Genomic DNA, 22,911 nt, shown 5'->3' with positions numbered 1-22,911 from the left:
CACGTCACTGAGGAGGTTCCCTCTGGCACCATTTTGGAGCGCGACCTACGGCCTTCACAATTCTCTCGGACGCATGTCCCGTCGAGCTCTTGAACAGGAAGCTGGACCTACCGGCAGCAAGTAGAACCAGGTCCATTTCCTTCAACGCGTCGTCCACCGGCCGGCGCAGAGCGTTCTCGTTTGATCGAGGATTGGATGGCCCTGAATTGCGGGAACCGGGTGGAAATCAGGTCCTCGACAGATCTCCCACGCACAGGGACCGTGGACGAAGTCTCGGATGACGCGGCTCTGGCTCGATGGAATAGGAAATCCTGGTCACTGAATATGACAAAGTGAGCTTCTGGGCCATCGGCCCCGACGCCCTCTCAAGAAAAGGATAGGAGTAGAGCCATCCACGCAGAGCCGTCCAGTGTTGTGGCGCGGACGACATGTACGGGCGATGCCAGGACACCTGACGGGGCCGGGTTTTCGACGGCGCTAGAGTCTGGAATACACGTCCCCGTCCCCGTGCATATAGGGACGGGCACGCAGCGCTGACCGCGTCACGGCGTAAAGCGCTTTCCAGAACGACTTCTGCAGATCGACAAAGTGATGAAGCCGGCGGCGACCCGAGGTTCCCGGTTCCGTTAGGAGGGGTGTGGTCGCTGCAGTGATAGCGAGGATATCCAGGTTGCTGCCGACGAAGACGGCGCTTGTGTGTGCGAGGCGTGGGGTCCTATGGTGCACAAGATGTTTCCGTCCGTTGTGAGTTGATGATCGGCATCGACGCGAAAGCCGCCCTGACCTACAAAACGCTGAATGCGTCGAAACGCGGGAGTTCTCGCAGCTACTTCTACCCGCGTTCTTTGAACGCCTGTGAGGATGGGGTGGCTGATCTGGGATTGGCTGGCAGAGTAGCGCAGGCCGTTCCACCCTGATGGTCGTGACTTTTTATTCGCTCGGCCCCGGCTCTCGTTGGATGTCCTGTCATCGACATGTACGTCTGCTGGGGTGGGCGGCCGGCACCTGCCCGGCCCACCTCGATACTTGATCAGAAGATTGTCCGATCCGCGCGGGGCGTGGTTCGTCACAGTGCTATTTCGAAGTGACCTCTACCCGGACAGGTACCGGCTCATAACGGCCCTGACCATGTCCGGGAAAATGAGAGAGAAAGGTGGACGGATCTACCGCACACTCAATACCAACGGCCTTACGCCATGCTACGTTGACAACAATAGAAGAGTCGATAACGGATAGTCCTTCAGATTGATAGCCGGTTCTGGCCGAGCAGGCAGAAACCGCTAGCAGGGTCCGCTACAACCGCGCCCAATGTTGTCATGATGGTCAACGCCGTATTGCTCTGCGCGAAGCGCCCGCTAACAAAAGTCACAAGACGCCGCCCCTGCGGACAGCTCCTCGCCTTTCGACAACGGCTAGTGCAACCACGGCAGCGATCAGCTGCTTTGGGAGACTAGCCGGCCGTCGTCGTCCTCGACGTTGTTCCGCTCCTGCAAGGCTTCCGCTGCCGATCCTCCGGGCAGCCCGGCGGCCAGGCGTTCAGCATCGTCGCCACCCACGGCTTCGCCGCGAGCCACCATTCCGGCGGTGTCCGACAACGGTATCTGCTTAAGTGTCACGGCAAGGATCAGCGCCGCCGCAATGAACGGGAGAAGGTACCAGAACACTGGTGCCAGCGAGTCCGCATAGGCGTTCACGATCGCGTCACGCAGTTGCGCCGGGAGTTGATTGAGTGCTTGCGGGTCCAGGGTGCTGGTGGACTGGGCTGCCTGGTCCGCGGATGCGCCCGCACCGGTGAACGCGCTGGTGAGCGACTCAGACAACCTGTTGGTGAAGATTGCTCCGAAGATCGCGACGCCCAGGGCGGCGCCCACCTCACGGAAGTAGTTGTTGGTGCTCGTGGCGGTGCCGATCTGGTCCGCGGGGACGGAGTTCTGCACCACCAGCACCACTACCTGCATGATCAGGCCCAACCCGACACCGAACACAAACAACTGGACGCAGATCATCCAGATGGGAGTGCTGGCCGCCAGGGTAGTCATCCAGAACATCGCAGCCATCGTGAAGGCCGTTCCCAGGATGGGGAACATCCTGTACTTGCCCGTCTTGGAAATCCGGACGCCTGAATAGATGGACGTGCCCATGAGCCCGGCCATCATCGGCAGCATCAGGAGGCCGGACTCGGCCGCTGACGTGCCGGAGGACATCTGCAGGAACGTGGGAACGAAGGCGATGGCGGAGAACATGCCCAGGCCTAGGGTGAAACCAATGGCGGTGGCATTGACGAAGATCCGGTTACGGAACAGGCTGAGCGGAATGATGGGATCTTCAGCGCGTCGCTCCACTATGACAAACGCGGTTGCGGACAGGACCATGCCGGCACCAAAAGCCCACGTGAGAGGCGAATCCCAGCCCTCGTCCTTCTTGCCGCCGAAGTCTGTGAAGAAGATGAGGCAGGTGGTTGCAGCGGACAGCAGGACGATGCCCAGAATGTCGATCCGCTTTTCGGCCTTCTTGTTGGGCAGTGTCAGCGTAAACCATGCGATGGCGAACGCTGCGATGCCGATGGGGATGTTGATGTAGAAGGCCCATTCCCACGTAAGGTGGTCCACGAAGAACCCGCCCAGCAGGGGACCGGCCACGGCCGACAGGCCAAAGATCGCGCCGAGCGGTCCCATGTACTTGCCGCGGTCCTTGGCTGGGACGATGTCCGCGATGACGGCCTGGGACAGGATCATCAGGCCGCCGCCGCCCAGGCCCTGGATGGCGCGGAAAATGACGAAGCCCCAGAAATCCGTGGCCAGGGCACAGCCCACGGACGCCAGCGTGAACAGCGCGATGGCTACCAGGAACAGGTTCCGCCGGCCCAGAACGTCACCGAACTTGCCATAGATGGGCATCACAATGGTGGTGGCCAGCAGGTAGGCAGTGGTAATCCACGCCTGGTGTTCCACGCCGCCGAGCTTGCCCACGATGGTCGGCATCGCGGTGGAAACGATCGTCTGGTCCAGGCTGGAGAGCAGCATCCCGGCGATCAACGCCGAGAAGATGATCCAGATGCGCTTTTGGGTCAGCAGCAGGGGCCCAGCCGGAGGCGTGGCGGTTGCGGTACTCATGGTTGTCCTTCCGCGGCGGTAACGTCCGGGGTGTCGAATGGTTGTGAGAAAAGAAGGCTGGCTGCGGAAATGTTCTCGAGCAGCAGGTCCGGATAGCTGCGGGTGTTGCCGTCGGAAAAGTAAGCCTTGCTGCTCTTGTTAGCGATGGTGCTGAGCAGCACCACTGCCATCCGGACCACGGGATGCTCCGCGGGAACGCCCTCGCGCCTGGCGACGTTGCGGGCGAACTGCGCCTCACGCTGTTCCGTGGCACCGATGATTTTCAGGATTAGCTGGGGTTCCTTTTTGACGACTGCGATCAGCTGCCGGGTTTCCTCTTCGGAAGCTGGCATACCTTCTGAGAGGCGCAGCGAAAGCCTGACCAGATCGCGGAACAGGGTGGGGGAGATTTTCCCGGCTGGGGAATCCGCGCCGCCGGCGACGAATTCTTCGATGACGTCCCGGGAATGTCGTCCTCTGCGTGGCCGATGATGGCGTCTTCCTTGGTGGGAAAGTAGTTGAAGAACGTCCGGCGCGAAATACCGGCAGCCTCGCACACCTCTTCCACCGTGTAGCCGTTCAGACCACGGTCGCCTGTCAGCTTCCGGGCAACCAAGGTGATGGCGGCACGCGTGGCCGCGCGCTTCCGCTCACGCAGGCCACCCTCGACTAATGCACTATTCCCCACGGAGTATAGTATTGCACTATTTGGACTTTAGTGCAAGTAAATTGCAGGCCTGCGGGCTGGAGAGAATCTGGAGCAGCCTAGCCTGACCCGCCCGGTTGGCCCGTTCAAAAGTGGATGAAACCGATGCCAGAAGCCAGTGTTCAACCGGGCTCAAGCACGAACAGTCGATTCGGCAGGGCTCAGTTGCTGGTGCTATCCAGGGCCTCTTGGGCCGCCAGTTGCAGGTCGGAGCGGCCCCGAATGTATAGCATGAGCCTCTGACGGACGTTCGGTCGCGTCGGCGCTATCCTGCATTTAACGACGCCTTGCTGGCTGTAAGGCACTGCGGTAGTGCCGGCCCCGGTCCTTTGGGTTACTTCTGAGTCGTTGCTGGGGCAACAATCGTGATATCCCTTAGTGAATGGCGTACCAACCGTCCCGGTCTACGGGATACATGCTCAATCTGGCGGCGAGGCTGATCTCCCAGCGGACTGCTGAGTTGTTGGCGCCCCTGGGAGTGGCTCCGGCATATTTGCCCGTTCTTTTTGCTCTCAACGACCTTGGCCAATGCACGCAGAATGAGCTAGCTGACAGGGCCTCAATTGTCCCGCCTACAATGGCCCGCACTTTGCAGCGCATGGAACGTGACGGTCTGATAGAGCGCACTGTAGATGCCGCGGATCGCCGCCGATCGATCGTCAAGATTAGCAAGCAGGCAGAAGCGCTTATTCCGGAGATCGAAAAGATCGCACTCGAGATGAATGAGTTTGCTGTTTCAGGTCTTCCGCAAGGGAGCGAAACGGCGCTGCTCGACATACTCACGCAGATCGTGGATAACCTTCGGAAGTTGGATGTGCCGCACCCCGAGAGCTCAGCATCTTCGCTGGTAGCTGACCCGGCTTAGGTCCGGTAGCAGGTCGTCCTCCGCTCCGGCGGGCAAACCCCACGGGTATGGCGCCGTCGGCGGATGCTTCAGGTGACACTGAAGCACCAGGGGCTGGTCAACGGCTTTCGGCCAGAACCTCACTATCGATTCGGCCGACACCGTCAATTTCGACGGTGGCCTGGGCACGGAGTTAGGAACAGTTGCCGAATTCACCGAGCTGCTCCCTGGCGCTTTGCGCCCGAGGACCGCGAAGCATTCGTCGAGGCCTGGCGCAATGACGCGCTGCTTATGAAGGAGCAGCGCGGCTTTGTATCAGCTCAGCTTCACAGCGGACACGCGGGGAGCAGTGTCCTCTTCAACTACGCCGTTTGGGAGACCGTTGGCGATCTCCGAAACCCGTAGTGTCACCTGGCTTTATGGAGCGGGTTAAAGCTGCTACCCCGTCGGCCAGACCGTCGCCGCACTCTTGCGGTCGAGGACGTCTGCGCCGGGGAATTTGTCGTGGATGCGTCGGCATGAGCACTTCACAAAACTTGAGCCGGACCGCCGGGGTGTCCTTGCTGATCGCATGCTTTACCGGGAACTTCTTTTTTGGCTCGGTCATCAACACCTATGGCGTTTTACTCCCGAATATCACGGAAGAATTCTCCGTAGCGAGGTCCCAGGCTGTTCATCGCCCCAATGGTCTTCCCTGCGCTTTACTGCCTCGGCGCACCCCTGATGGGACGCCTATTGGACCGATTCCCGACCCATAAGGTCATGTCCGGTGCTGTGCTGGTCATGGCGGCAGGCCTCCTGGCCCTGAGCCTGGTCAACGGCCTTATCGCGTTCCTGGCCATCGTGGCATTTACCATCGCACTTCAGGCTCAGGCTGCCCGCATGGCGGCCGCTTCCAAGGTTATTGCCCGGTGGTTTCCAACAAACCGCGGCCCTTGGTGTCTCTACTGGCGGAGCTGCCTTACCCGCTCTGGCGGCACTCCATGTTTGAGCTGGCTGACTGGCAAGCCGGTTACCGCGTGATTGCCGTCTCCTCGCGCCACTGCTCTCCCTTGGAACTTCACTACTCCGTGCGAAACCTCGATCGTGCCGTACTGAGTACAGAGCCCCGCGACCCCGCACTGGCACGGTACTTACAGGAGGCGGAAAAGGCAACGGGCAAAGAGATGATGACCTGCTGCTCACAATCGCGGCGCCGCGGCGACTCCAGCTCAAGTGACGCTGGAACAAAAATGCAAAAAATCGCGGCCAAATTAGTTGCCATGCTAATAATTGGCCGGGTAACTTTGGGTTATGCAACGGTCGCCCGGACGGGACAGACCGTGGAAGCGACAGCAGATCAAAGGAGATTGTTGTGAGCATCACTACTGAGGAAGGCACGGTTGCCTTGCCGGAGTTGCGCTACAGCCGAAGTATCAAGCCCCCTGCCGGAGCGCGGGCGCCGCTCAAGGCAAGCGTCTTTGAACGGATGGGGAAAGCAAACACCCAGCTTGTGCCTCTGTTCCCCTATACCGAGACCGGTTCGATCGTTCCCTGCGGGGCGCTCCTTTGGGGCGGCGCGGACCGGAGCCATGGGCAGTTCTTCCACTGGAACACCGTGAACGAGGTGACCCTCACGTGGGGTTCGCATGGCGGAATGCTCAACACCGGGCACCCTGGTCGCCACGCAGAAGTACCACGGGGTCAATTCGTTCCTTAAGGACGAAAAAGGACCCGGAGAACTTCACACTCGTGGTCGTTACGCAGCGGCAGTCCGAGGAAGAGGACCAGAAGGAAGCCATGGTCGGCAAGTGCGAGAAGTGCCGTCGGGAGATGATCCGGCACGAGTACTACGCCGGGCCACAGGGCGCCGTCGACTACGACCCGGAGCGCTGGGGCCGCTCGGACGATCTCATCCCTCAGTTTCCGACGCTCATGGGATCAATGGAGTACGCCGAAATCCGCAACTCCGAGGAGGGGCGGGTGTGCAAGGAGTGCGGGCACGTCAACAACCTTCTCGACACCAACATCTGGGGCTGGCCCCGTGCTGTGGAACAGACCCGGCGGGTAAACGCCGCGCATCGAGCCATCGTCCAGGCCGCCGCCCAGGCGGACGCCAAGATCGCCGAGGAGGCAGCAGAATGACCACACGTAGCCGGGCGATGAATATCTTCGAGGCGGCCGCGACGAGCGGTAACTACGGCGATGTCGCCGTCATCCCCCTCGAGGTGGACCCGCAGATCACGCTCTCACGGAACTCCGTAACCCAGCCGTTCTATATGGTGTACGACCACGATACGGTCCTCGCGCAAATGTCGGGCTCGAGCCGGCTCAGGCTCCGTGAGAGCTCGGTATTGTATTTCGACTCGGTGGTGGGTGACCACACGTACATCCCGGCCGGCACGCCGCACCGAATCGAACCGCAGGTTGAGGGAGTGCTCGTGCGGTACTCCACGAATGAGGAGAACGAGCGCGGAGCGCTTTTCGTATGCGACGCATGCGGGGCAGACCTGCACCGCGTCGAGTGGACCCACGACCACGACGTCGAGCCGGTCCGCATCTACGCAGCTATCTCAGGGCAGTTCAACGCGGACGACAAGCTCCGCACGTGCAGCTGCGGCCACGTGAACGCACCCGTCCCGGTCGAGTTGCTCGGCTGGACCGTCTGACCGGCATCATTGGAAGGCTCATCATGGTTAGCCCTCAAGTCCGAGAATTAATGATTGCCGAACCCTGGACGGACGGCGAAACCGCATACGGATCAGGCCCGGGGGATCGGTTGCGCTACCTCACCGACGTGATGCTGGCAACCGTGGACGCGCTGTGGGGTGCCGACTTCGACGAAGACTCGCGCCTTGAGGGCTGGACTTTCGGACACGTTGTCACCCAGTTGGCACGCGACGCTGACCTTCGTGCAGACGAACTGGCGCTGATGCGCACCGGTATCACACCCGTTTTCGACCCGGACCGCCGCTGGGATCCCAACCCGGGGCATCTGCGCCCGGGAGCAGTCATCATCGATGACGTCCTGGTCTCGCTTGCCCGATTCCGGTCCGAACTGGGCAAAATTCCTGAGTCGACCTGGGAGGAAAACAACGAAGTCCTACAGATCGTCAGGGGACGCATCCACGCTCTGGAAAATCACCTTGCCGCGCTCGGCGTCCATAGCGCGGAGGACGCCCGGAAGCTGTTCGCTGCAACAACCGGCTAACCCGCCGGCTTACGGGCCGTACGGGACAAAGCCACACCAACGATCCCGCTCGGCGCTTTGGAACACTGCGCTGCTTAAACACAACGCCTACCACTGCCCCTGGGGCACCTCGGTTCAAAGGAGAATCATGAGAAGGTCTTCCCGTTTTATCCCGTCCGCCGTAACTGCTGGTTGCGCAGCGCTGGCGCTGACCCTAGCTGGCTGTTCCGGAGCTGCCCCTGCAGCAGAGTCGGATCCCGAGGGCGATCAGCTCAAAATTGGGCTCTACGTCGCGGGAGCCTTCGGGGACCGCAGCTACTACGATGCTGCAGCAGAAGCGATTCCGAAGTTGGAGGAAGAATTTAAAGCCGTTGTCGCCACATATGAAGCGAAGCAGGACGCGCAGGCCTATGCACCGCTCATGCAGGACGCTGCGGCAGCCAATGAACTCCTTTTCGTGGTAGGTGACCAAGTTACTGACATTGCAGTGGAAGTCGCATCGCAAAACCCTGACACAAAAGTAGTTCTGGTCAACACACTCGTTCCGCGCGAGGGCGTTGCCTCAGTAGGCTTCGACTGGGCATCCATCTGCTACCCGGCCGGCGTTCTCGCGGCCCTGGCCAATAGAGAGTCCGGCGCCAATTCGGTCGGATTCGTCATGGGATTCAAAACTCCTGCAATGACAACGTGCGAGTCGTCATTCCATGCCGCGGCTGTTGCCACCAACCCGGCACTCAAGCTTGTTTCGCAGGCCGCCGGGACATTCAGTGACCCTAACAAGGGATATGAGGTAGCTACAGCGCTCTCCCAGCAGGGGGCTCACAGCACCCTTACTCTCGCTGGACTGACCACTCAAGGCGTGGTCAAAGCTGCCCAGGAGGGCCAACCGATAGCGCCTATTACGATCAATTTCGGCCAGCCCGCAGACGTAAGTCTCGCCGGTGCTATCACCAGGGTCGATGTTCTGATGCTGGATGCGGCCAAGAAGCACGCTGACGGGTCCCTGCAGCTCGGTGGTGTAGACGAATTTGCGTACCAGGAGGGCGCGACCGAATGGATCCTTAACGACGCACTCGTCAATGAGGAATCGGAAGCGGCAGTCAAGGACGTTATCGAGAAAATCAAGTCCGGTACTTTGGACCCCAAGGCGTGACAACGAATGCCTGAGACGACGCACGACCAGGACGAGCCCGTCCTGCAACTTCGGGGGATAGTCAAACGGTTTGGAACTGTCATAGCCAACGCTGGCATCGACTTCGATCTTCGAGGCGGCGAAATCCACGCGATTGTCGGGGAAAACGGCGCAGGCAAGTCAACCCTGATGAAGATTCTCTACGGGATGATCCGACCGGATGAGGGTGAAGTACTCATTCAAGGGGAAACAGTCCGCTTCCGCTCTGCAAGTGATGCACTGGCTCGCGGAATTGGTATGGTTCACCAGCACTTTATGCTCGTGCCCGAGTTCACGGTTCTTCAGAACCTGGTCCTCGGTGCCGAACCAACGAAGCTGGGAATGGTGAACGAACACGAATCCCGTGAGATGGTGCAACAGACCCATTCGGGTCTGCTCGCTGACACCTCGCTGGATTCGATAACCGGGACCCTCAGCATCGCAAAGCAGCAGCGGGTGGAGATCCTCAAGGTGCTGATCCGCGGGGCGCGCGTGGTAATACTTGACGAGCCCACGGCTGTGCTCACCCCCCAAGAGTGCGATGAGTTGTTCACTACGCTGCGGGCATTGGCTGACGATGGCTACTCTGTCATCTTCATTTCTCACAAGCTCCGTGAGGTGACATCCGTCGCCGACAGGGTGACAGTCATTCGTTCCGGCAGGACTATCGGAACGTGGAACATCGACGAAGTCGACATTGATTCCCTCGTTGTTGCCATGACCGGACGGACTGACGTCAATCTGGGGCGGGTCATCCGCGGTGCGCCGAGGGCAGAGTTCGTGCTCGAGATGAAGAACGTGTCGGGAACGATGCCCGGGGACAGCACGGTCAACGGCATCAATCTGTCTGTTCGGGCTGGCGAGATTGTGGGCGTGGCAGGTGTTGACGGAAATGGTCAGGACACTCTCGTAGGGGTCCTGACCGGGCGCGCCGCTGAGGTCCGCGGCGAGGTGATCCTCGACGGTGTTTCGCTTGGCAGCCAGACGATGCTGGAACGACGGAATCTGGGGCTTAGCTACGTTCCCGGAGACCGGCATACCGAGGGTATCCCGCTCAATGGATCGGTCCTCGAGGGACTCTCCGGAGTTCAGCTAGCTGCAAGCAAGGGCCCTGGACTTGAGCTGGCATTCCCTGCAGCCCGCAAAGCGTGGGCGAAACGCCAAATTGGAGAGTTCTCCATCAAGGCGAAGGGGATCGGGGCACTCTGCGCCAGCCTGTCCGGCGGAAACCAACAAAAGGTCGTTATCGCCCGCGAACTCGACAGGACGCCCCGTTGCTTGTTGTTGGTCCAGCCAACACGGGGGGTCGACATCGGGTCTGCAGATCTTGTCTACAACGCCATCGCCAATGCCACTGAAGCCGGCCTAGGAGTGCTGCTGATTTCAGCGGATTTGGATGAATTGCTCCGGCTCTCAGACAGAATTGCTGTGCTGTACCGCGGGGAGATTGTCGCTGAGCATGCAGGCACTGCTGCAGACCGGGAAGCGCTGGGCGCAGACATGACAGGCGCCAGCATAGGGGCTATGACATGACTACATCGGAACTGCAGGCCGGCCAGGAGAGTGCGGTCGCGCGTAAGTTCGCGATCTCCTTCCGCTGGTCATCCCGTAAGGTCTCGGCTGCCTTGCTGGCACCGATTGTAGGTGTCGCGTTTGCCTCCGTTTTGATTCAGGCATACGGGTTCCAAGGGTTACCGACGATCTGGGTCGGCCTGGTCTCCGCAGTCAGCACTCCTGCGGCCATCGCCTCAACCCTCGCCTGGTCACTTCCGCTCATCCCGGCCGTCCTTGGCGTGATGATCGCGTTCCGCGTCGGCGTGTACTCGCTTGCAGCGGAGGGACAAATCTATGCCGGGGCCTTTGCCGCGGCGATGGTCGGCGCGCTGCTGCCTGTTGCAGCGCCGGCTGTTCATCAAGGTCTCGCAGTTCTCGCCGCGGCCTCCGTCGGCGCTGTCATTTCCTTCGTCCTGGGCTGGCTGTACGCGGTATGGAAGGTGGATATACTCGCTACGCTCCTGGCCAGCTTCATCCTGGTCGGCCTGTGCATCTACCTGGGTACTGGGCCGTTGAATGATGCGTCGTCCCCTGCACCCGCTGCTACTGCCCCGATTGCCGGCACCGCACGGTTTGGACTGATCCTGGAAAAGTCACAGCTGACATGGGCCGTCCTTCCCGTCGTCGCCACCGTCGTCGTCATCTGGTGGCTCGTGCAACATTCGGCATTGGGCTACAAATGGCGGGTAGTAGGCAGCTCGCCGGGGTACGCGTCCGCCATCGGCATAGATGTTGCCCGGGTCCAGATCACGGGAATGGTGCTGAGCGGTGCGCTGTGCGGGTTCTCGGGCAGCATCCTGGTGCTCACCACCATGGGACGCTTCAGCGCCGATATCGGCCATGGGATCGGCTGGTTGGCAATCATGATCGCGCTCATCGCACGTCTGAAGGTCGGCTCGGCTCTTATATGGACCCTGGCATACGCGGTCATGCAGTCAGCATCCCGCCGCATCGATCAGATTGCCGGTGTTCCGACCGACATGTCAGTCATGGTCATTTGCGCCGTACTGATCACTGCCACGTGCTCCCCGGCGATTGTCTCGATCATTGCCAGCGGATGGACCCGTCTTCGTGTCCCTCGTAGAAAAGGAACAAACAATGGAATGGCTTGATACTTTCCTGTCTTCGGGAGTGAGAGTCACCATCCCTATTCTGCTTGGGACCATTGCATGCCTTCCAACTCTTTGGACGCGGGATATCAACATCGGCCTCGAAGGCGTCATGGTTTTTGGTGCATTCACCGGAGTGGTGTTCGGGCTGCACTTCCGATCCGCGCTCATTGCGCTCATTTGTACCTTCATCCTGGCCGCCTTGTGCGGGCTGCTGTTTGGCCTCTTAGTCACAAAGTTCACCCTCGACGTTTTCATTGGCGGCCTCGTTCTCCTCATATTCTCGGGAGCTGCAACCGTTTATCTCATGGACGCCCTCTTCGGCGTCAAGGGAACCATCGCGGACCCTGCCACGCCCGCTTTGCCCGCAGTGACGATCCCGTTCGTCGAAGACGTCCCGGTACTCTCCGGGCTCCTCAGCGGAAACAGTGTGCTTGCGTGGATGGCTGCTGCCTGCGCAGTGGGGATCGTTGTGTTGGAAAGGCGGTCCGTGAGTGTGAAGTACATGAAGGCCGCAGGTTCCAACCCCGATGCCCTGGCATCGGCAGGAATAAGTGTGACCAAGTCCAGGGTGGCGGCCCAGATATGGTGCTTTGCCTTATGCGGGGCCGCGGGAGTACAGCTCAGTCTTGGCCAACTTCAGCTGTTCACCGACGGTATGGGAGCGGGAGTCGGGTTCGTCGCCCTTGCCGCCGCTCTTTTCTCGCAAGGACGTGCATCTGTGGCAATCGCTGTGGCAGTGGGCTTTGGCTTCGCCATTGCACTTACGTACCAGATGAACGAGCAAATGATGTCAGGAGAACTTACCAAGGTCATGCCATATGCCGCGGCACTGATCGGAATGATCGTCGTGGCACGCATGAAGGCCCGCTCAGCCCGCCTTAAAGCCGGCGTGCCCCATGAGGACGACAATCAAGCCTCGATGCAGCATGCACTTTAATCGCTACGCCAGCAGAGCGACCGGGGCCAGCAGTGAGCGACTGCACTGTTGCCCCTACAGAACGGCCCGGCAAGACATTGAAAGAGGAGAGCGCAGTGACAGACACGGCATTGCCCCCGGCAGCACCATCATCAACAAATATCGGGACATTGAGGGTTTCACACGTTAAGCAGGAAGCCGAAGGTGTCATCTCCATCCGGCTCGAGCACCCCGACGGGGAGACACTGCCGCCCGCCGCACCCGGCGCACATTTGGACCTCATAACGCCTAACGGGCTCATCCGTCAGTACTCTCTCTGCGGCGACCCGAAAGACGCCACCGCCTACACCGTAGCTGTGCTTCATGAGGAGAACGGCCGGGGTGGATCTAACGAACTTCACACCACTCCTCTTGTTGGCCGCCTCCTCACTGTCAACGCTGTCCGCAACCACTTTCCCCTCGAGCCCCGGCCCCGGTACCTGCTGATTGCAGGCGGCATTGGCATTACCCCCATGAAGGCGATGGCGCAGCAACTCTCGCAGGGAGACAGTCCATGGGAGATGCTGTACCTGGGACGTTCACGTGACCGCATGGCCTTTGCCGATGAGCTCCTCGAGCTTCCTGGCGGACACGTACAGGTCCGTCCCGACGACGAATTTCCGCCGCTCAACCTCGCCGAGTACATCTCCCGGACACCGGTCGAGACAACCATCTACTGCTGTGGTCCGGAAGGCCTCCTCGGCGCTGTAGAGAAGGCATGCGCGTCCGCAACCCCGCCGAGGGAATTGATCACTGAGCGCTTTGGAGCGAATCCCAACCACACCCGCCCCGAAGCCGAGCCGGATAGCTCTTGCTTCACCGTGAGCCTGAAACGCCAGGGCGTTGAACTCACCGTTCCCCCGAACGGACACTGCTCTCAGTCGTCCGGGACGTCCTTCCCGATGTGCCGTTCTCTTGCGAGGAAGGATACTGCGGTACCTGCGAGGCTTTTGTTCTGGACGGCATTCCGAACCACAAGGATGACATCCTGACGCCCGCCGAACGGGAAACTAACCAGTCCATGATGATCTGCGTCAGCCGTTCACTCACCCCCCGTCTAGAGCTGGACCTGTAGGGCGCCGCCCAGCCGGATGGGGCTAGAACACAGTCGCTTGGTGTAGCCCACACTCGAACCCTTCTTCTGAAAAAGGGGGTCCGGGTAGAAATTTGAAGGAGGAAGAGTCCCATGAACGCTGGCTCGAACGTCGAGGCCCGGCTGCGAATCCGTGGCGATTGGGGTGGTGCCAACCTGATACACAGATCTTCAAGGTAGTCGGTTTTGTCGGCTCCGACTCGGAATCTACAGAGCAACCCGCTGTCATTAACGGCGTTTCAGAGCTCATAGGGAAGGTCTTCGGTCCCTCCATAGCGTGAGCAGCCGCCGGGTACCCATACGGGGGTGCACGGTGTTGCCACCATGAAGTAGTCGAATTCGAAGCAACTATGAGTCGCCAAACCTGCTCGAAGACCTGTCTCATACCTGCAACCGAAGGAGGACATGAATGTATTTCTTGGACAGCCTCTGCGTTCTGCACATGGGCTGCCACGACGGGCCTCAGAACGGGAATCGTTCCGGCTCTAACAAGGAAGTCGACTTCCTGGAAGGCAAGCTAACTTCGCAGCCTTGGGAAGGTTGGCGGCAAGAGGAGGCAACCAAGACCGCCCGTCCATCTGCAGCTGCACTATGCGCTTCTGAGAAGCCCGGCTCCCGAAGGGTACCGAACTTATAGTCCTGGACGAATGCGCGCCCAGAGCTTCTAACAAGCTGCCGCAGCGGCTTGAAGCGATGAAGGCCGGGTAGACGAAGGTTATCCGTCTACCCGGCCTTTCAATCTTTTCCCAATAGTCAGGCTTCGCAGATGTTCTCGACGGCCAATTTCCGCATGACTGCAGGATGGGCGACAGTCCCGTCGGGGTAGGCGGAGAGCTTCTCTTGAAAATCAGGGTTCTGAAAGGCGTTACGCAGGTCTTGTACTGACTCCCAGACGGCAATGTTGGTGAGGATACGCCCACCGGCCTCACTCCCGTAAAGCTGCGTGGAAATAAAGCCTTTGCATTCCTTCATGTATGCCGCGTCCCGACTCCATACCGCAACCACTTCCTCCACCTGCCCCTTTGGCGCGAGAAAGGTATTGATAAGCGTAATTGGTCCTGGTGCCTGGGACTGAAGCTGCTGCATGTAGGGATTGTCTTCGTCCAGAGTGGTCATACTAATCATGGGCCCGTGCTCCTTCTTGGTTTTGGATAAAGCTCTCTGCAAGGATGCGTGAACAGACAAAGGGCTGTTACGCACGCTCACAGCTGCAGCCTTCTTTGGCTCGGACACAAGACTCCTTCGTCTAGTGACGCCGTGAACTACGTCCAAACCAGCTGCAGGGCAGCAGCCGTGATACATAGGGTACTATCGAATTTAGGAGCGTGTATAGGGGGCCATTGATAATGGGAACAAAATGAGGGACACGGCGCGTGATGCCACGAGAGGTCGGGCCCCCCGAAAGGTGCAGGAGCAAGAATGTTCGATCGCAATCAGTCTGCTGGTTACATGTTCAACCTCTGTGCACGGGCGTTTGAACGTCGTTCGGCTGAACTTCTCGGGCCGCTGGGTGTGACCCCCGCCTACCTGCCGGTGCTTTTTTACATTGTCGGCGCTAGGCAAAAGCACACAGGGGGAGTTGGCGGAACTGGTGAATATTGAACAGCCGACAATGGCGCTGACGCTCCGGCGGATGGAGCGTGACCTCCTAATTTCACGCACGAAGGACAAGAATGATGGTCGGCGTGCTATCGTCCGCCTAACCAGCCACGCCGAGGATCTCCTGCCTCAAATTGAGGCGATATCGGATGCGATCAACAGAACGGCACTGGGCAGCCTCAGCGATGCAGAAGTCGAGCGCCTCCTGGGATGGGCGCACGAGGTATCAGAAAACCTGGCAGACTCGGACAAGATCCGGGACGCGGTGGAAGCCCTAGTGCAACCCGCTTCCCCTCATGGCCCGTAAAGACCCCACCGCCTAGACATATACATTGCATGCTATGTAAACTGGCGTCATGAGAGCCCAGTCCACAAACGCCGGCGCCCGTCTCAACAAGAAAACGGTGGTGCATGCCACATCCGGCATTCTTGCGCTGCTTATTATCCTTGCTTTTTGGATTTCCACAGCATCTGTTGAGATTGTCGGCGACGCGGGGTCCATTGTGGCGCTAAAACGCACGATCCCCTGGGGCCTGCTGCTTCTCGTGCCCGCATTGGTGACTACGGGGCTTACCGGTACAAGCTTGGCTCGCGGAGCGTCCGGATCAATTGTCCGGGCGAAGACCCTCCGGATGCGGGCAGCGGCCGGCATCGGGATCTTGGTCCTCGCACCGTCAGCCTTGTACCTCGGACTTACCGCCGAGCCTGACCAGCTCGTCGGGAGCTTCTATGCAGTGCAGGCGGTTGAGCTTTGCGCGGGGGCGACCAACATCGTGCTGCTTTCGCTAAACACACGCGACGGGTTCAGACTTTCCGGACGGTTCAAGTCAAGGAAGTCTTGAACGTTTGGTTGCCAGTTCATGGGTACTCCCAGTGCATCGTGCAACGTTGCAGGCTACCCGCAATGCATGAGCTGTGGAATGTAGGGGGATAAATGGAAGCATTTGGTGGGAGCGCAATGGACCCGCATGTTGACGTATGCACATGGCGGCCGAACGAGAACTGGCAGCTGAAGCCTGGCCAGACCGTTGAACTAAGGAAGGGCGACAAGGTGTGGCGCCATGGCGAAGTTGATGCAGTTATGCTCGACGGCTCTGGTCTCTGGGTAGCTGCGGACGGACCGAACCAGCGCACATTCTTCCACGCGTGTGACGGATACGAGCTTTGGCTTTGGGTCGGGGACGGCGGGGACTCCGTGTCGTAGAGTGACCGCGGACATTATAGATAGATTCCTATGCAATGATGTGGGCAGATTCCGCTCCACCCACAGGCGTCATCAGACTGTAGAGGTTCCGGCTCTTCACGGTTCGTGGTGAATCCTCTGCCAGTCCTTTTTATGTGTTTGATCGCGGTGTTTTTGGCTTCCATGTTTGCGGTTGTCGCGCCGGCGACAATGAGGACTTCGATCTCTTTCCATCAGCGGCAGACCGTGCGCCAAAGCCGGTTGGTTTCGGGCGCGCTGCTTTTACGCCAATGCCTAATGCCTGATGCTGATCCTTGCGTGGCGGCAGCATCGGCGAGGGAGCCGGTGGCGAGCAGGGTCCGGAGCTGTTCCTTGACCAGCCACGCGGCCTGCAGCTTCCCGGTGGCATCGTCGGCGGCGAACACTGTGCTGAGCCTGTTTCGTGCCCGGTCCGAGAGTGTGTTCCTCCGCGGAGGAGCGGCCTCGGATTGGCCCAGACAGGGTCGATGGATCGGCCTCCGGCCGTGGACCTGCCGGGTGAGACGCAGCCGGACCTCGGTGAGCATGACGTCGCCGAGCTTGACCACCTCGGCGAGCGGTTGTTGGTGCCCTCCGTCTGCATGCTCTGCCTGCAGACATCCTGCCACGCTACCGCAGTTCGACGTCCCCCTGACTAAATCGATACCGGGACGTCCGGTGAAGCAGAGCCTGTAGCGAACAGGTTGGAGGTTTGTGCTGCGAAGCGCTCGGCGATCCGAAGGTAGCCGGCACCGTTCGGATGCAGACCGTCTGGGAGGTTGGCCGCGTCCTCGGGTCCGAATAGGTCGAGCCCGTCGACGAGGTGCAGGTGCTCGTCCCGGCGTACACACGACGAGTCACTTCGGCCGCGATCAGCTGCCGTACCCGCGATAGCGTAAGAGCACCTTGGGCGAGTTCGTCCGGACGCTCCAACGTGTACACCTTACGATCCGCTGTGTAGGGCGTTGAACCGGGATGCGTTTCCGCAACGGGGCAGATGAAGGGTGAGAAGATGAGGACGGGTGTCTCGGGGTGCCCCTCCCGCACGGTGTCCAGGAAACCGTGCAACGCGCTCAGGAACACACGTTCACGCATTGAGTCGGCATTGACGACATTGATTCCGAGCTCGAGGGAAATGACGTCGGCGGGGTGGTCGCGGATCGCCCGCGCCATGAACTGGTCGAGCTGACACTGACCGGCCAGGCCGAGGTTGGTGATTTCGAAGCCGGTTCGACGGGCAACCCAGACCGGCCAGGTCTCGAGGGGACGTGCGGATTCAATGCACTGGCTGTTGGAGCTGCCATGGTGCAGCCAGCGGGGAGCGGCACGGCGCGTTGGACGTATCGCATGTCCATTCGGGATTCGGACATCCCGTAGCGCGAGGATTGACATGTTGGGGGAACCAAATTTCCACTTCGCGATCCCGCGGCTCGTTCCCTAGGTCGAAGCGCACTTTCGCGGCTCCGCCGCTCGGCACTGAATTCGTACCCCCCTGTTTTGGGGTCGATCATAATTAGAGACTCGCGGTCCGCTGGGTGGGAAGCTCCGGCGACACCGTCCACCACGACGTCGAACGTGCTCGCTCTATGGGCTGTTTCCGCTGATGACCAGCCGTGTCAGGTGGGCTTCCACCTCAATGAAGGGGGCATCAGTCGTCATCGCGATCCGGACGCCCGACGGGATCGAACTCGAGAGCTCGAACGAGGCATCGCCGAGCGTCTCGCGTCCGATCTTCGGTGAGAGGTAGAAGGTGGTCGCTCCGTCGCGGCTGCACCTATCTAAAGCGCCGAGGACGGACTCCAGTGCGGTGGACAGAACAGAGGGCATGGCTTCTCCTGGCAGGTGGCGCAGCGGGGCTACTGGATTGGACGGGAGTTCGTACCCAAAGGGGTCGACGCTACTTTTGCAGAGGACCCCTGCCGGTCGGCAGGGGTCCTTGCGTTATCTGATAGCCTCGTTGTTCTTCTTTTCCGGCCAGGGGTCGACCTGGTGCACTGCCGCGGCCGGCAGGGTCACCTTGCCGTCGACAATCAGCAGGGCGTCACCCACGTTGACTTCCTCGGTGTAGCTCTTCAACGTGGCGGAGCAGATGTCCTCGGTTCCGCGACGATCCCCGGTCGGGGTAGTCGACGTGTCACCCACGGCGAGAGCGAAGCGGGCCGTCAACGACTGGCCAGGCGGATCTTCCGGCCTTGCAGGTGGGCCATGACCGCCACTGGCCTTTTCGTCTCTCGGAAGGCTTTCAGCACGAGCGCTGTTCGTCGCATGAGCAATCCGCACCGGCGCTTGAGGTCAGGCCCTCTGACCGAAGCGCGGCAGGTCACCTCAGCGGCCGGAGGATTAACATTTCTACTGCCCCGACTAGGTCTGCGGTGGATGGGCTGACGCGGGTACCGCGGCTCGGATGAGCTCGATCGTCTTGTTGATCGCATCCTCCGCGTCTGCACCGTCGAATCCGCCGTACTCGATCGTGAGCGGCCCCTGGAACTCGCCGTCTACAAGGATCTTCATGATGCGATTTAGGTCGTACACCTTCGATGAGCCGTCATCATTGAACCCGTAGGTCTAACGTGCACGACTTCGGCGCGGGGGAGTAGAGCCTCGACCATGCGGTAGGCCGGCTCTGGGTCGGCAACATCCTTGGGCTCGCGCCCCGCTAGGAAGCTGCTGGTCACTTCGCTCAGGAGCGGCTCTACGTTCCCGGTGTCGAGGACGAGGCCGATGTCTGTACCAATTGCATCGAGGATCGGGATCAGCTGATCGGGGTCGGAGGTTACAACGTCTTCGTTTTCCACCGTCAGCCGGACGCCGGCGGCCTTGGCTTTGGCGCTCAGGCGGCGCAGGGAATCCACTAAGACGTCAAAGGGCGCAAGCGTTGGCGAAGACACAATCGGAGGCGGCATGAGGACCACACGAACCTGCTCTGCCTCCACCTCCGCCGCCGACTCGATCAGTCGCTCCAATTCATCCAAATCTTCAGCGCGGTGCTGGTCGTTTGTATCCCCGACGCACCTGCTAAGGCCCAGGAGGCCGACTTTCACCCCTTCGCGCTCAAGCGCAGCGCGGAATGCCGCGCCGTCTTCGGCGCTCGTGCCATGGAGGTTCTGTTCCATCAGCTCCACGGAATTGACGCCGAATCGCTTAATCCGTTCGGGAATACCATCAAAACTGATGAGCTCGGGATAATCTGCTACTTGCTGCATGACGAGTTGACCGTTTGCGTCCCGGGCGCCCATGAACATCGGCCCGAGTTCGTGTCGAACGCTGAAAGTGGCGTGCGCGACATCTCATCGAGCCGCACCCAAAGCTACGCGCTTGGCGCTTCCCCAGATTGCTGGAATTAGGGACGTCAAATTCCTAGTCAGGTGTTCCCATGGCGGTCGGGCCACCCCCGTCGTCGACCGGGCGCCTTCCTCCGCGGCTGTCATTTAAGCAGCATCCGTCTCGATGGGTGGGCGGGGCACTGATTCCCAGAGAAATAAGGGCAAGTCGTCACAAGCCTGAACTTCCGACAGGGTGAATGGACGTGATCCCAGGTGCTGGGTGAACCGGCGCTGTACCGGTCCGCGAAGTCACCGAGTTGCCGTTTATGATGCGCACGTCCCTACCTTCGGTTTTGGATTGTTTGTTGCCCGCATGAGGCAGGGTTTTCACGCATTTTCCAAGCGTCAACTTCGGTGGTGGCAGCCACCATATCCACCACACTGCCGGTGTCGTAATCAGAGCCGTAGAAGACTGTGTCGACAATGACCTTGCTGCTCTTATTCAGTACAGCTCTCGGGGTTCGATTGGGCGAAGGACTCTATTGTCATGAGGGAGGCCGTCCGGGGAGCCTTGACGTTGGGCGCCCGCCGGCACAGCTCAGCACTGAACCAATGGGCATGCCGCCACCCCGGGTTCGTTCGGGTGGCGGCAGACCAGAGGTGCTACGACAGGCTAGGCCTGCCCGCGGGCTTGAGCGCGGGATTTGAGTTCGTTGCGGATCTCGGTCGCCCGCTTGTCGGTCAGCGGGTAGAGGAGTGCGACAAAGATCGTCACAACGCCGAGCAGCGCGGGGAGGAGGTTGACGACAACGTTAATTCCGTGCGTCGCCTCCGGAGTCTGTACTTGGTTAGCCACGTAGCCGAATACTCCGAGAAGGGTGACGGCGATGCCACTGATCGCGGCTCCGAGCTTCTGTGAAAGGCTGACTACTGCAAATGCTATGCCGTCATTGCGAACGCCGCTCTTGAGTTCGCCGTAGTCTGCTACGTCAGCAACCATCGCGTAGAGCAACGGAATGGTGAAGCCCGCCAGCCCATTAACAACGGTCAGGATTACGAGAACGGGAATGTTTGTCGGATCGCTCAAGTACAGCGCGAAGAGTGCAGCGGCCTGAACCGCTTGTCCGATAATAAAAAGCCTTCGCTTTCCAATCCTGTGCGCGAGCCGGGTAAAGAGCAGGGTCCCGACGAGGCTGGCGATCGAAGTGGTCGAGATGAGGATCGGGACGATCGCGGCGTTACCTGAGTTATAGATGTAGTAATACGCGACGACGCCAAATCGGGCGAAGAAGGCAGTACCGCCGCAGATATTGAGAAGAAACACAACGAGCAGTGGGCCGTTGGTGAATACTGCTCGAATCGTCTCAGCGAGCCGGGGCCGCTCGACGTGAACAGGCGTTACGATCTCACGCGAGGTCTTGAAGACAAAGAAGTACAGAACGACTGCCAACCCGGCGAAGATCGCAACGGTCGCCGTGAATCCCGAGATCGACAGGGCGCCTCCGGTCGGAGTGCCCAAGGTGTTCACGAGCGGAAGGGTAGCGAGCCCCATCAGGATCAGGCAGATCGACGCAAACACAAAGCGCATGTTTCCCAACGAGAGCCTGTCCGCTTGCGTCTCGGCGATCACACCTGAGAGTGCTGCATAGGGCAGGTTAACGCAGGAGTAGACCAGCCCCAGAATTCCGTAGGTCGCTGCTGCCCAGACGATGGCGGATACCGAGTCGCCAGGGAACGGCGCGGTAAAAGTAAGGACTGAGAAAATCCCCAGCGGCAGCATACCGTACAGGATCCACGGCCGGAATCTTCCATACTTGCTGCGTGTACGCTCAGAAATAGCTCCCACGACGGGGTCGAAGAAGCCATCCACTACTCGTGCAGTGACGATAATGATGCCCGCAACCCCGGCCCCGATACCCACGGCGTCAGTGTAGAAGAGGGCTAACCAGCTTACGAGTCCTCCATATACAAGCGTATTGGCGAAGTCGCCAAGTCCGTAGGCGGACCTGGTCACTAGCGAAAGTTGCGGTTTTGAATCGGTGCGGATCTCTGCACCGGCGGCTTGGCCCGAGGGGGCGGGGTCGGCTGAGAGGGTCAAGGCTGCTCCTTTGCGGCTGCTCCACTGCACAGTCTCTGCTGTGCATATGGAATGTATAGCATGCTATTTAGATGACGTCGACCCCTTTTGGGGTTCAAACGCCGGTGAGAGAGTCCGCTGCTGGTGATAATCCAGAGCGAGTGGGCGCCTTTGCGGCTATACCTCATTGCACGGTTTCTGATGTGCCTATGCAATGTATAGCATCCTATCTAGCTTGCGTCGACCCCTTGCTGGAAAGTCCGCCGCTGCCGGTGTCCGCAGGTGGGTGGTTGCTCCGGTGTGGTGGACGGCTGCCTGCCGGCGTCGGAAGGATCGTTTTAGACGTCGGCGCCACAGGCGACAACAACCGCCTTTCTGATTGCTCCGGATCATAAGGCAACCGATGAGATGGTCGCCGCGTCCGGACTGACGGCCATCACCATTCGGAACGGCGGGTACACCGAGAACTACCGCAATGACTTGGAACATGCCCGGGCCGCAGGCCGGATCTCGACAAGGCTCGGCGCGCAGAGCCGTTATCCGTCAGGCGGCCATCTCCCGTGCCAGCGGTGGGCCTAGCGGACAACGGCTCGGGTCCCTCGCCTTAGGGAGTGGCCGGAATTTAGGTTCGCGCGGCCCCGGTCAAGCGAAGCGACCGCGTGACGAAGCCAGGTCATGCCAGCTCGTTAGTAGCGGCCCTTCGATCCGTGAGGTCAACAATTCTTGCGAAGTGCGCGGCGAGCGTTGATGGCATGTCGATTTCACGGGGGTTGAGCAACCACTGCAGTTGAAGCCCGTCCAGCAAGGCCAGCGTTGAGGCGGCTGCATGATGTGGATTAACGCCATCAAGCAGGCGGCCATCGCGCTCCGCAGCCTCGAACGCGGCAACCAGGCTCTGTCGCGTGCGATCATAACGCTCAACAAAAAAGCTGTGTGCAGGATGATCAGGGGTCGTCGCTTCAGCGAGCAGGGTGCAGTGCAATTCGACGAGACCAGGGTAGGTCGAGATCAGTTCCACGATCTTCAAGAGACCTCGTAGGCTTTCTGTCCCCGCACCTTCACCGCCGGGTAGAAG

27 protein-coding genes and 1 pseudogene are annotated in these 22,911 nt (G+C 60.1%); 16 read left to right on the top strand and 12 right to left on the bottom strand.

Translation table 11 applies throughout. The features are described from left to right. Positions 1–1,433 precede the first annotated feature (1,433 nt). The 3 genes from ACPEE0_RS23250 to ACPEE0_RS23240 are packed head-to-tail and all read right to left on the bottom strand — an operon-like array spanning position 1,434 to position 3,651. On the bottom strand, positions 1,434–3,113 hold the full coding sequence (locus ACPEE0_RS23250) for an MDR family MFS transporter (RefSeq protein ID WP_424575606.1): 1,680 nt from the start codon (positions 3,111–3,113) through the stop codon (positions 1,434–1,436). Beyond that, positions 3,110–3,445, bottom strand: coding sequence for a hypothetical protein (locus ACPEE0_RS23245; RefSeq protein ID WP_424575605.1), 336 nt, complete (start codon positions 3,443–3,445; stop codon positions 3,110–3,112). Before ACPEE0_RS23245 ends, ACPEE0_RS23250 begins: the two co-directional genes overlap by 4 nt. Then, the gene (locus ACPEE0_RS23240) at positions 3,412–3,651 is read right to left on the bottom strand and encodes a hypothetical protein (RefSeq protein ID WP_424575642.1); all 240 of its coding nucleotides are present in this window, start codon (positions 3,649–3,651) and stop codon (positions 3,412–3,414) included. Before ACPEE0_RS23240 ends, ACPEE0_RS23245 begins: the two co-directional genes overlap by 34 nt. 562 nt (positions 3,652–4,213) lie before the next feature. Here ACPEE0_RS23240 and ACPEE0_RS23235 point away from each other — a divergent pair. From ACPEE0_RS23235 to ACPEE0_RS23175, 13 genes and pseudogenes are all read left to right on the top strand, one after another. Then, positions 4,214–4,663: a MarR family winged helix-turn-helix transcriptional regulator gene (locus ACPEE0_RS23235; RefSeq protein ID WP_424575604.1), complete on the top strand. Its 450-nt coding sequence runs from the start codon at positions 4,214–4,216 to the stop codon at positions 4,661–4,663. Positions 4,664–5,326: 663 nt separating this feature from the next. Then, the gene (locus tag ACPEE0_RS23230; RefSeq protein WP_424575603.1) at positions 5,327–5,665 is read left to right on the top strand and encodes an MFS transporter; all 339 of its coding nucleotides are present in this window, start codon (positions 5,327–5,329) and stop codon (positions 5,663–5,665) included. Further along, entirely contained in the window at positions 5,626–6,000 is a 375-nt protein-coding gene (locus ACPEE0_RS23225; RefSeq protein ID WP_424575650.1) for a hypothetical protein, read from the top strand. Before ACPEE0_RS23230 ends, ACPEE0_RS23225 begins: the two co-directional genes overlap by 40 nt. Beyond that, positions 5,997–6,341 (top strand): hypothetical protein, encoded by a 345-nt coding sequence (locus tag ACPEE0_RS23220; RefSeq protein WP_424575602.1) that lies wholly within the window; start codon positions 5,997–5,999, stop codon positions 6,339–6,341. Before ACPEE0_RS23225 ends, ACPEE0_RS23220 begins: the two co-directional genes overlap by 4 nt. 32 nt (positions 6,342–6,373) lie before the next feature. After that, positions 6,374–6,766, top strand: coding sequence for a hypothetical protein (locus tag ACPEE0_RS23215; protein WP_424575601.1), 393 nt, complete (start codon positions 6,374–6,376; stop codon positions 6,764–6,766). After that, positions 6,763–7,290 carry a hypothetical protein gene (locus ACPEE0_RS23210; RefSeq protein ID WP_424575600.1) on the top strand — a complete coding sequence of 176 codons (528 nt, stop codon included), beginning with the start codon at positions 6,763–6,765 and terminating at the stop codon, positions 7,288–7,290. Before ACPEE0_RS23215 ends, ACPEE0_RS23210 begins: the two co-directional genes overlap by 4 nt. Before the next feature lie 50 nt (positions 7,291–7,340). Then, on the top strand, positions 7,341–7,832 hold the full coding sequence (locus ACPEE0_RS23205) for a maleylpyruvate isomerase N-terminal domain-containing protein (RefSeq protein ID WP_424575599.1): 492 nt from the start codon (positions 7,341–7,343) through the stop codon (positions 7,830–7,832). Positions 7,833–7,959: 127 nt separating this feature from the next. Then, positions 7,960–8,964: a BMP family lipoprotein gene (locus tag ACPEE0_RS23200; protein WP_424575598.1), complete on the top strand. Its 1,005-nt coding sequence runs from the start codon at positions 7,960–7,962 to the stop codon at positions 8,962–8,964. A 6-nt stretch (positions 8,965–8,970) separates the two neighbouring features. Next, positions 8,971–10,515 (top strand): ABC transporter ATP-binding protein, encoded by a 1,545-nt coding sequence (locus ACPEE0_RS23195; RefSeq protein ID WP_424575597.1) that lies wholly within the window; start codon positions 8,971–8,973, stop codon positions 10,513–10,515. After that, positions 10,512–11,648 carry an ABC transporter permease gene (locus ACPEE0_RS23190; protein WP_424575596.1) on the top strand — a complete coding sequence of 379 codons (1,137 nt, stop codon included), beginning with the start codon at positions 10,512–10,514 and terminating at the stop codon, positions 11,646–11,648. Before ACPEE0_RS23195 ends, ACPEE0_RS23190 begins: the two co-directional genes overlap by 4 nt. Then, positions 11,635–12,585 (top strand): ABC transporter permease, encoded by a 951-nt coding sequence (locus tag ACPEE0_RS23185; protein WP_424575595.1) that lies wholly within the window; start codon positions 11,635–11,637, stop codon positions 12,583–12,585. The genes ACPEE0_RS23190 and ACPEE0_RS23185 overlap by 14 nt, the downstream gene beginning before the upstream one ends. Positions 12,586–12,617: 32 nt before the next feature. Further along, positions 12,618–13,304 (top strand): annotated as a pseudogene (locus ACPEE0_RS23180) (ferredoxin reductase); the annotation flags it as partial. Positions 13,305–13,507: 203 nt separating this feature from the next. Then, positions 13,508–13,678, top strand: a complete 171-nt coding sequence (locus ACPEE0_RS23175) for a 2Fe-2S iron-sulfur cluster-binding protein (RefSeq protein WP_424575594.1) — start codon at positions 13,508–13,510, stop codon at positions 13,676–13,678. 771 nt (positions 13,679–14,449) lie between these two features. On the opposite strand, the gene ACPEE0_RS23170 is transcribed toward ACPEE0_RS23175, so the two are convergent. After that, positions 14,450–14,821 carry an antibiotic biosynthesis monooxygenase family protein gene (locus tag ACPEE0_RS23170; protein WP_424575593.1) on the bottom strand — a complete coding sequence of 124 codons (372 nt, stop codon included), beginning with the start codon at positions 14,819–14,821 and terminating at the stop codon, positions 14,450–14,452. A 294-nt stretch (positions 14,822–15,115) separates the two neighbouring features. Between ACPEE0_RS23170 and ACPEE0_RS23165 the strand changes: the two genes are divergently transcribed. From ACPEE0_RS23165 to ACPEE0_RS23155, 3 genes are read left to right on the top strand one after another with little or no spacing between them, the layout of a single operon-like run. Further along, positions 15,116–15,298, top strand: a complete 183-nt coding sequence (locus ACPEE0_RS23165) for a hypothetical protein (protein ID WP_424575592.1) — start codon at positions 15,116–15,118, stop codon at positions 15,296–15,298. After that, complete coding sequence (locus ACPEE0_RS23160) at positions 15,288–15,602, top strand: MarR family winged helix-turn-helix transcriptional regulator (RefSeq protein WP_424575591.1); 315 nt, start codon at positions 15,288–15,290, stop codon at positions 15,600–15,602. Before ACPEE0_RS23165 ends, ACPEE0_RS23160 begins: the two co-directional genes overlap by 11 nt. Positions 15,603–15,651: 49 nt before the next feature. Next, on the top strand, positions 15,652–16,137 hold the full coding sequence (locus tag ACPEE0_RS23155; protein WP_424575590.1) for a hypothetical protein: 486 nt from the start codon (positions 15,652–15,654) through the stop codon (positions 16,135–16,137). A 574-nt stretch (positions 16,138–16,711) separates the two neighbouring features. Here ACPEE0_RS23155 and ACPEE0_RS23150 read toward each other — a convergent pair. The 8 genes from ACPEE0_RS23150 to ACPEE0_RS23115 all read right to left on the bottom strand — a co-directional run bounded on the left by ACPEE0_RS23150 (position 16,712) and on the right by ACPEE0_RS23115 (position 22,854). Further along, the gene (locus tag ACPEE0_RS23150) at positions 16,712–17,125 is read right to left on the bottom strand and encodes a transposase (protein WP_424575589.1); all 414 of its coding nucleotides are present in this window, start codon (positions 17,123–17,125) and stop codon (positions 16,712–16,714) included. A gap of 1 nt (position 17,126) precedes the next feature. Continuing rightward, complete coding sequence (locus ACPEE0_RS23145; RefSeq protein ID WP_424575588.1) at positions 17,127–17,888, bottom strand: SGNH/GDSL hydrolase family protein; 762 nt, start codon at positions 17,886–17,888, stop codon at positions 17,127–17,129. Between the two features lie 192 nt (positions 17,889–18,080). Next, on the bottom strand, positions 18,081–18,323 hold the full coding sequence (locus ACPEE0_RS23140; RefSeq protein WP_424575587.1) for a hypothetical protein: 243 nt from the start codon (positions 18,321–18,323) through the stop codon (positions 18,081–18,083). A 114-nt stretch (positions 18,324–18,437) separates the two neighbouring features. Further along, positions 18,438–18,662: a hypothetical protein gene (locus ACPEE0_RS23135; RefSeq protein WP_424575586.1), complete on the bottom strand. Its 225-nt coding sequence runs from the start codon at positions 18,660–18,662 to the stop codon at positions 18,438–18,440. Positions 18,663–18,857: 195 nt separating this feature from the next. After that, a complete protein-coding gene (locus ACPEE0_RS23130) occupies positions 18,858–19,007 on the bottom strand; it encodes a hypothetical protein (protein WP_424575585.1) in 150 nt (49 codons plus the stop codon). Positions 19,008–19,015: 8 nt separating this feature from the next. Beyond that, positions 19,016–19,738 (bottom strand): sugar phosphate isomerase/epimerase family protein, encoded by a 723-nt coding sequence (locus tag ACPEE0_RS23125; protein ID WP_424575584.1) that lies wholly within the window; start codon positions 19,736–19,738, stop codon positions 19,016–19,018. Between the two features lie 694 nt (positions 19,739–20,432). Then, positions 20,433–21,857 (bottom strand): MFS transporter, encoded by a 1,425-nt coding sequence (locus tag ACPEE0_RS23120; protein ID WP_424575583.1) that lies wholly within the window; start codon positions 21,855–21,857, stop codon positions 20,433–20,435. A 652-nt stretch (positions 21,858–22,509) separates the two neighbouring features. Further along, a complete protein-coding gene (locus ACPEE0_RS23115) occupies positions 22,510–22,854 on the bottom strand; it encodes a TetR family transcriptional regulator C-terminal domain-containing protein (RefSeq protein WP_424575641.1) in 345 nt (114 codons plus the stop codon). Positions 22,855–22,911: the final 57 nt, after the last annotated feature.

It is taken from the genome of Arthrobacter sp. SD76 (genome assembly GCF_049726125.1).
GTDB lineage: Bacteria > Actinomycetota > Actinomycetes > Actinomycetales > Micrococcaceae > Arthrobacter > Arthrobacter nitrophenolicus.
This window is presented reverse-complemented; position numbering and strand designations above follow the sequence as displayed.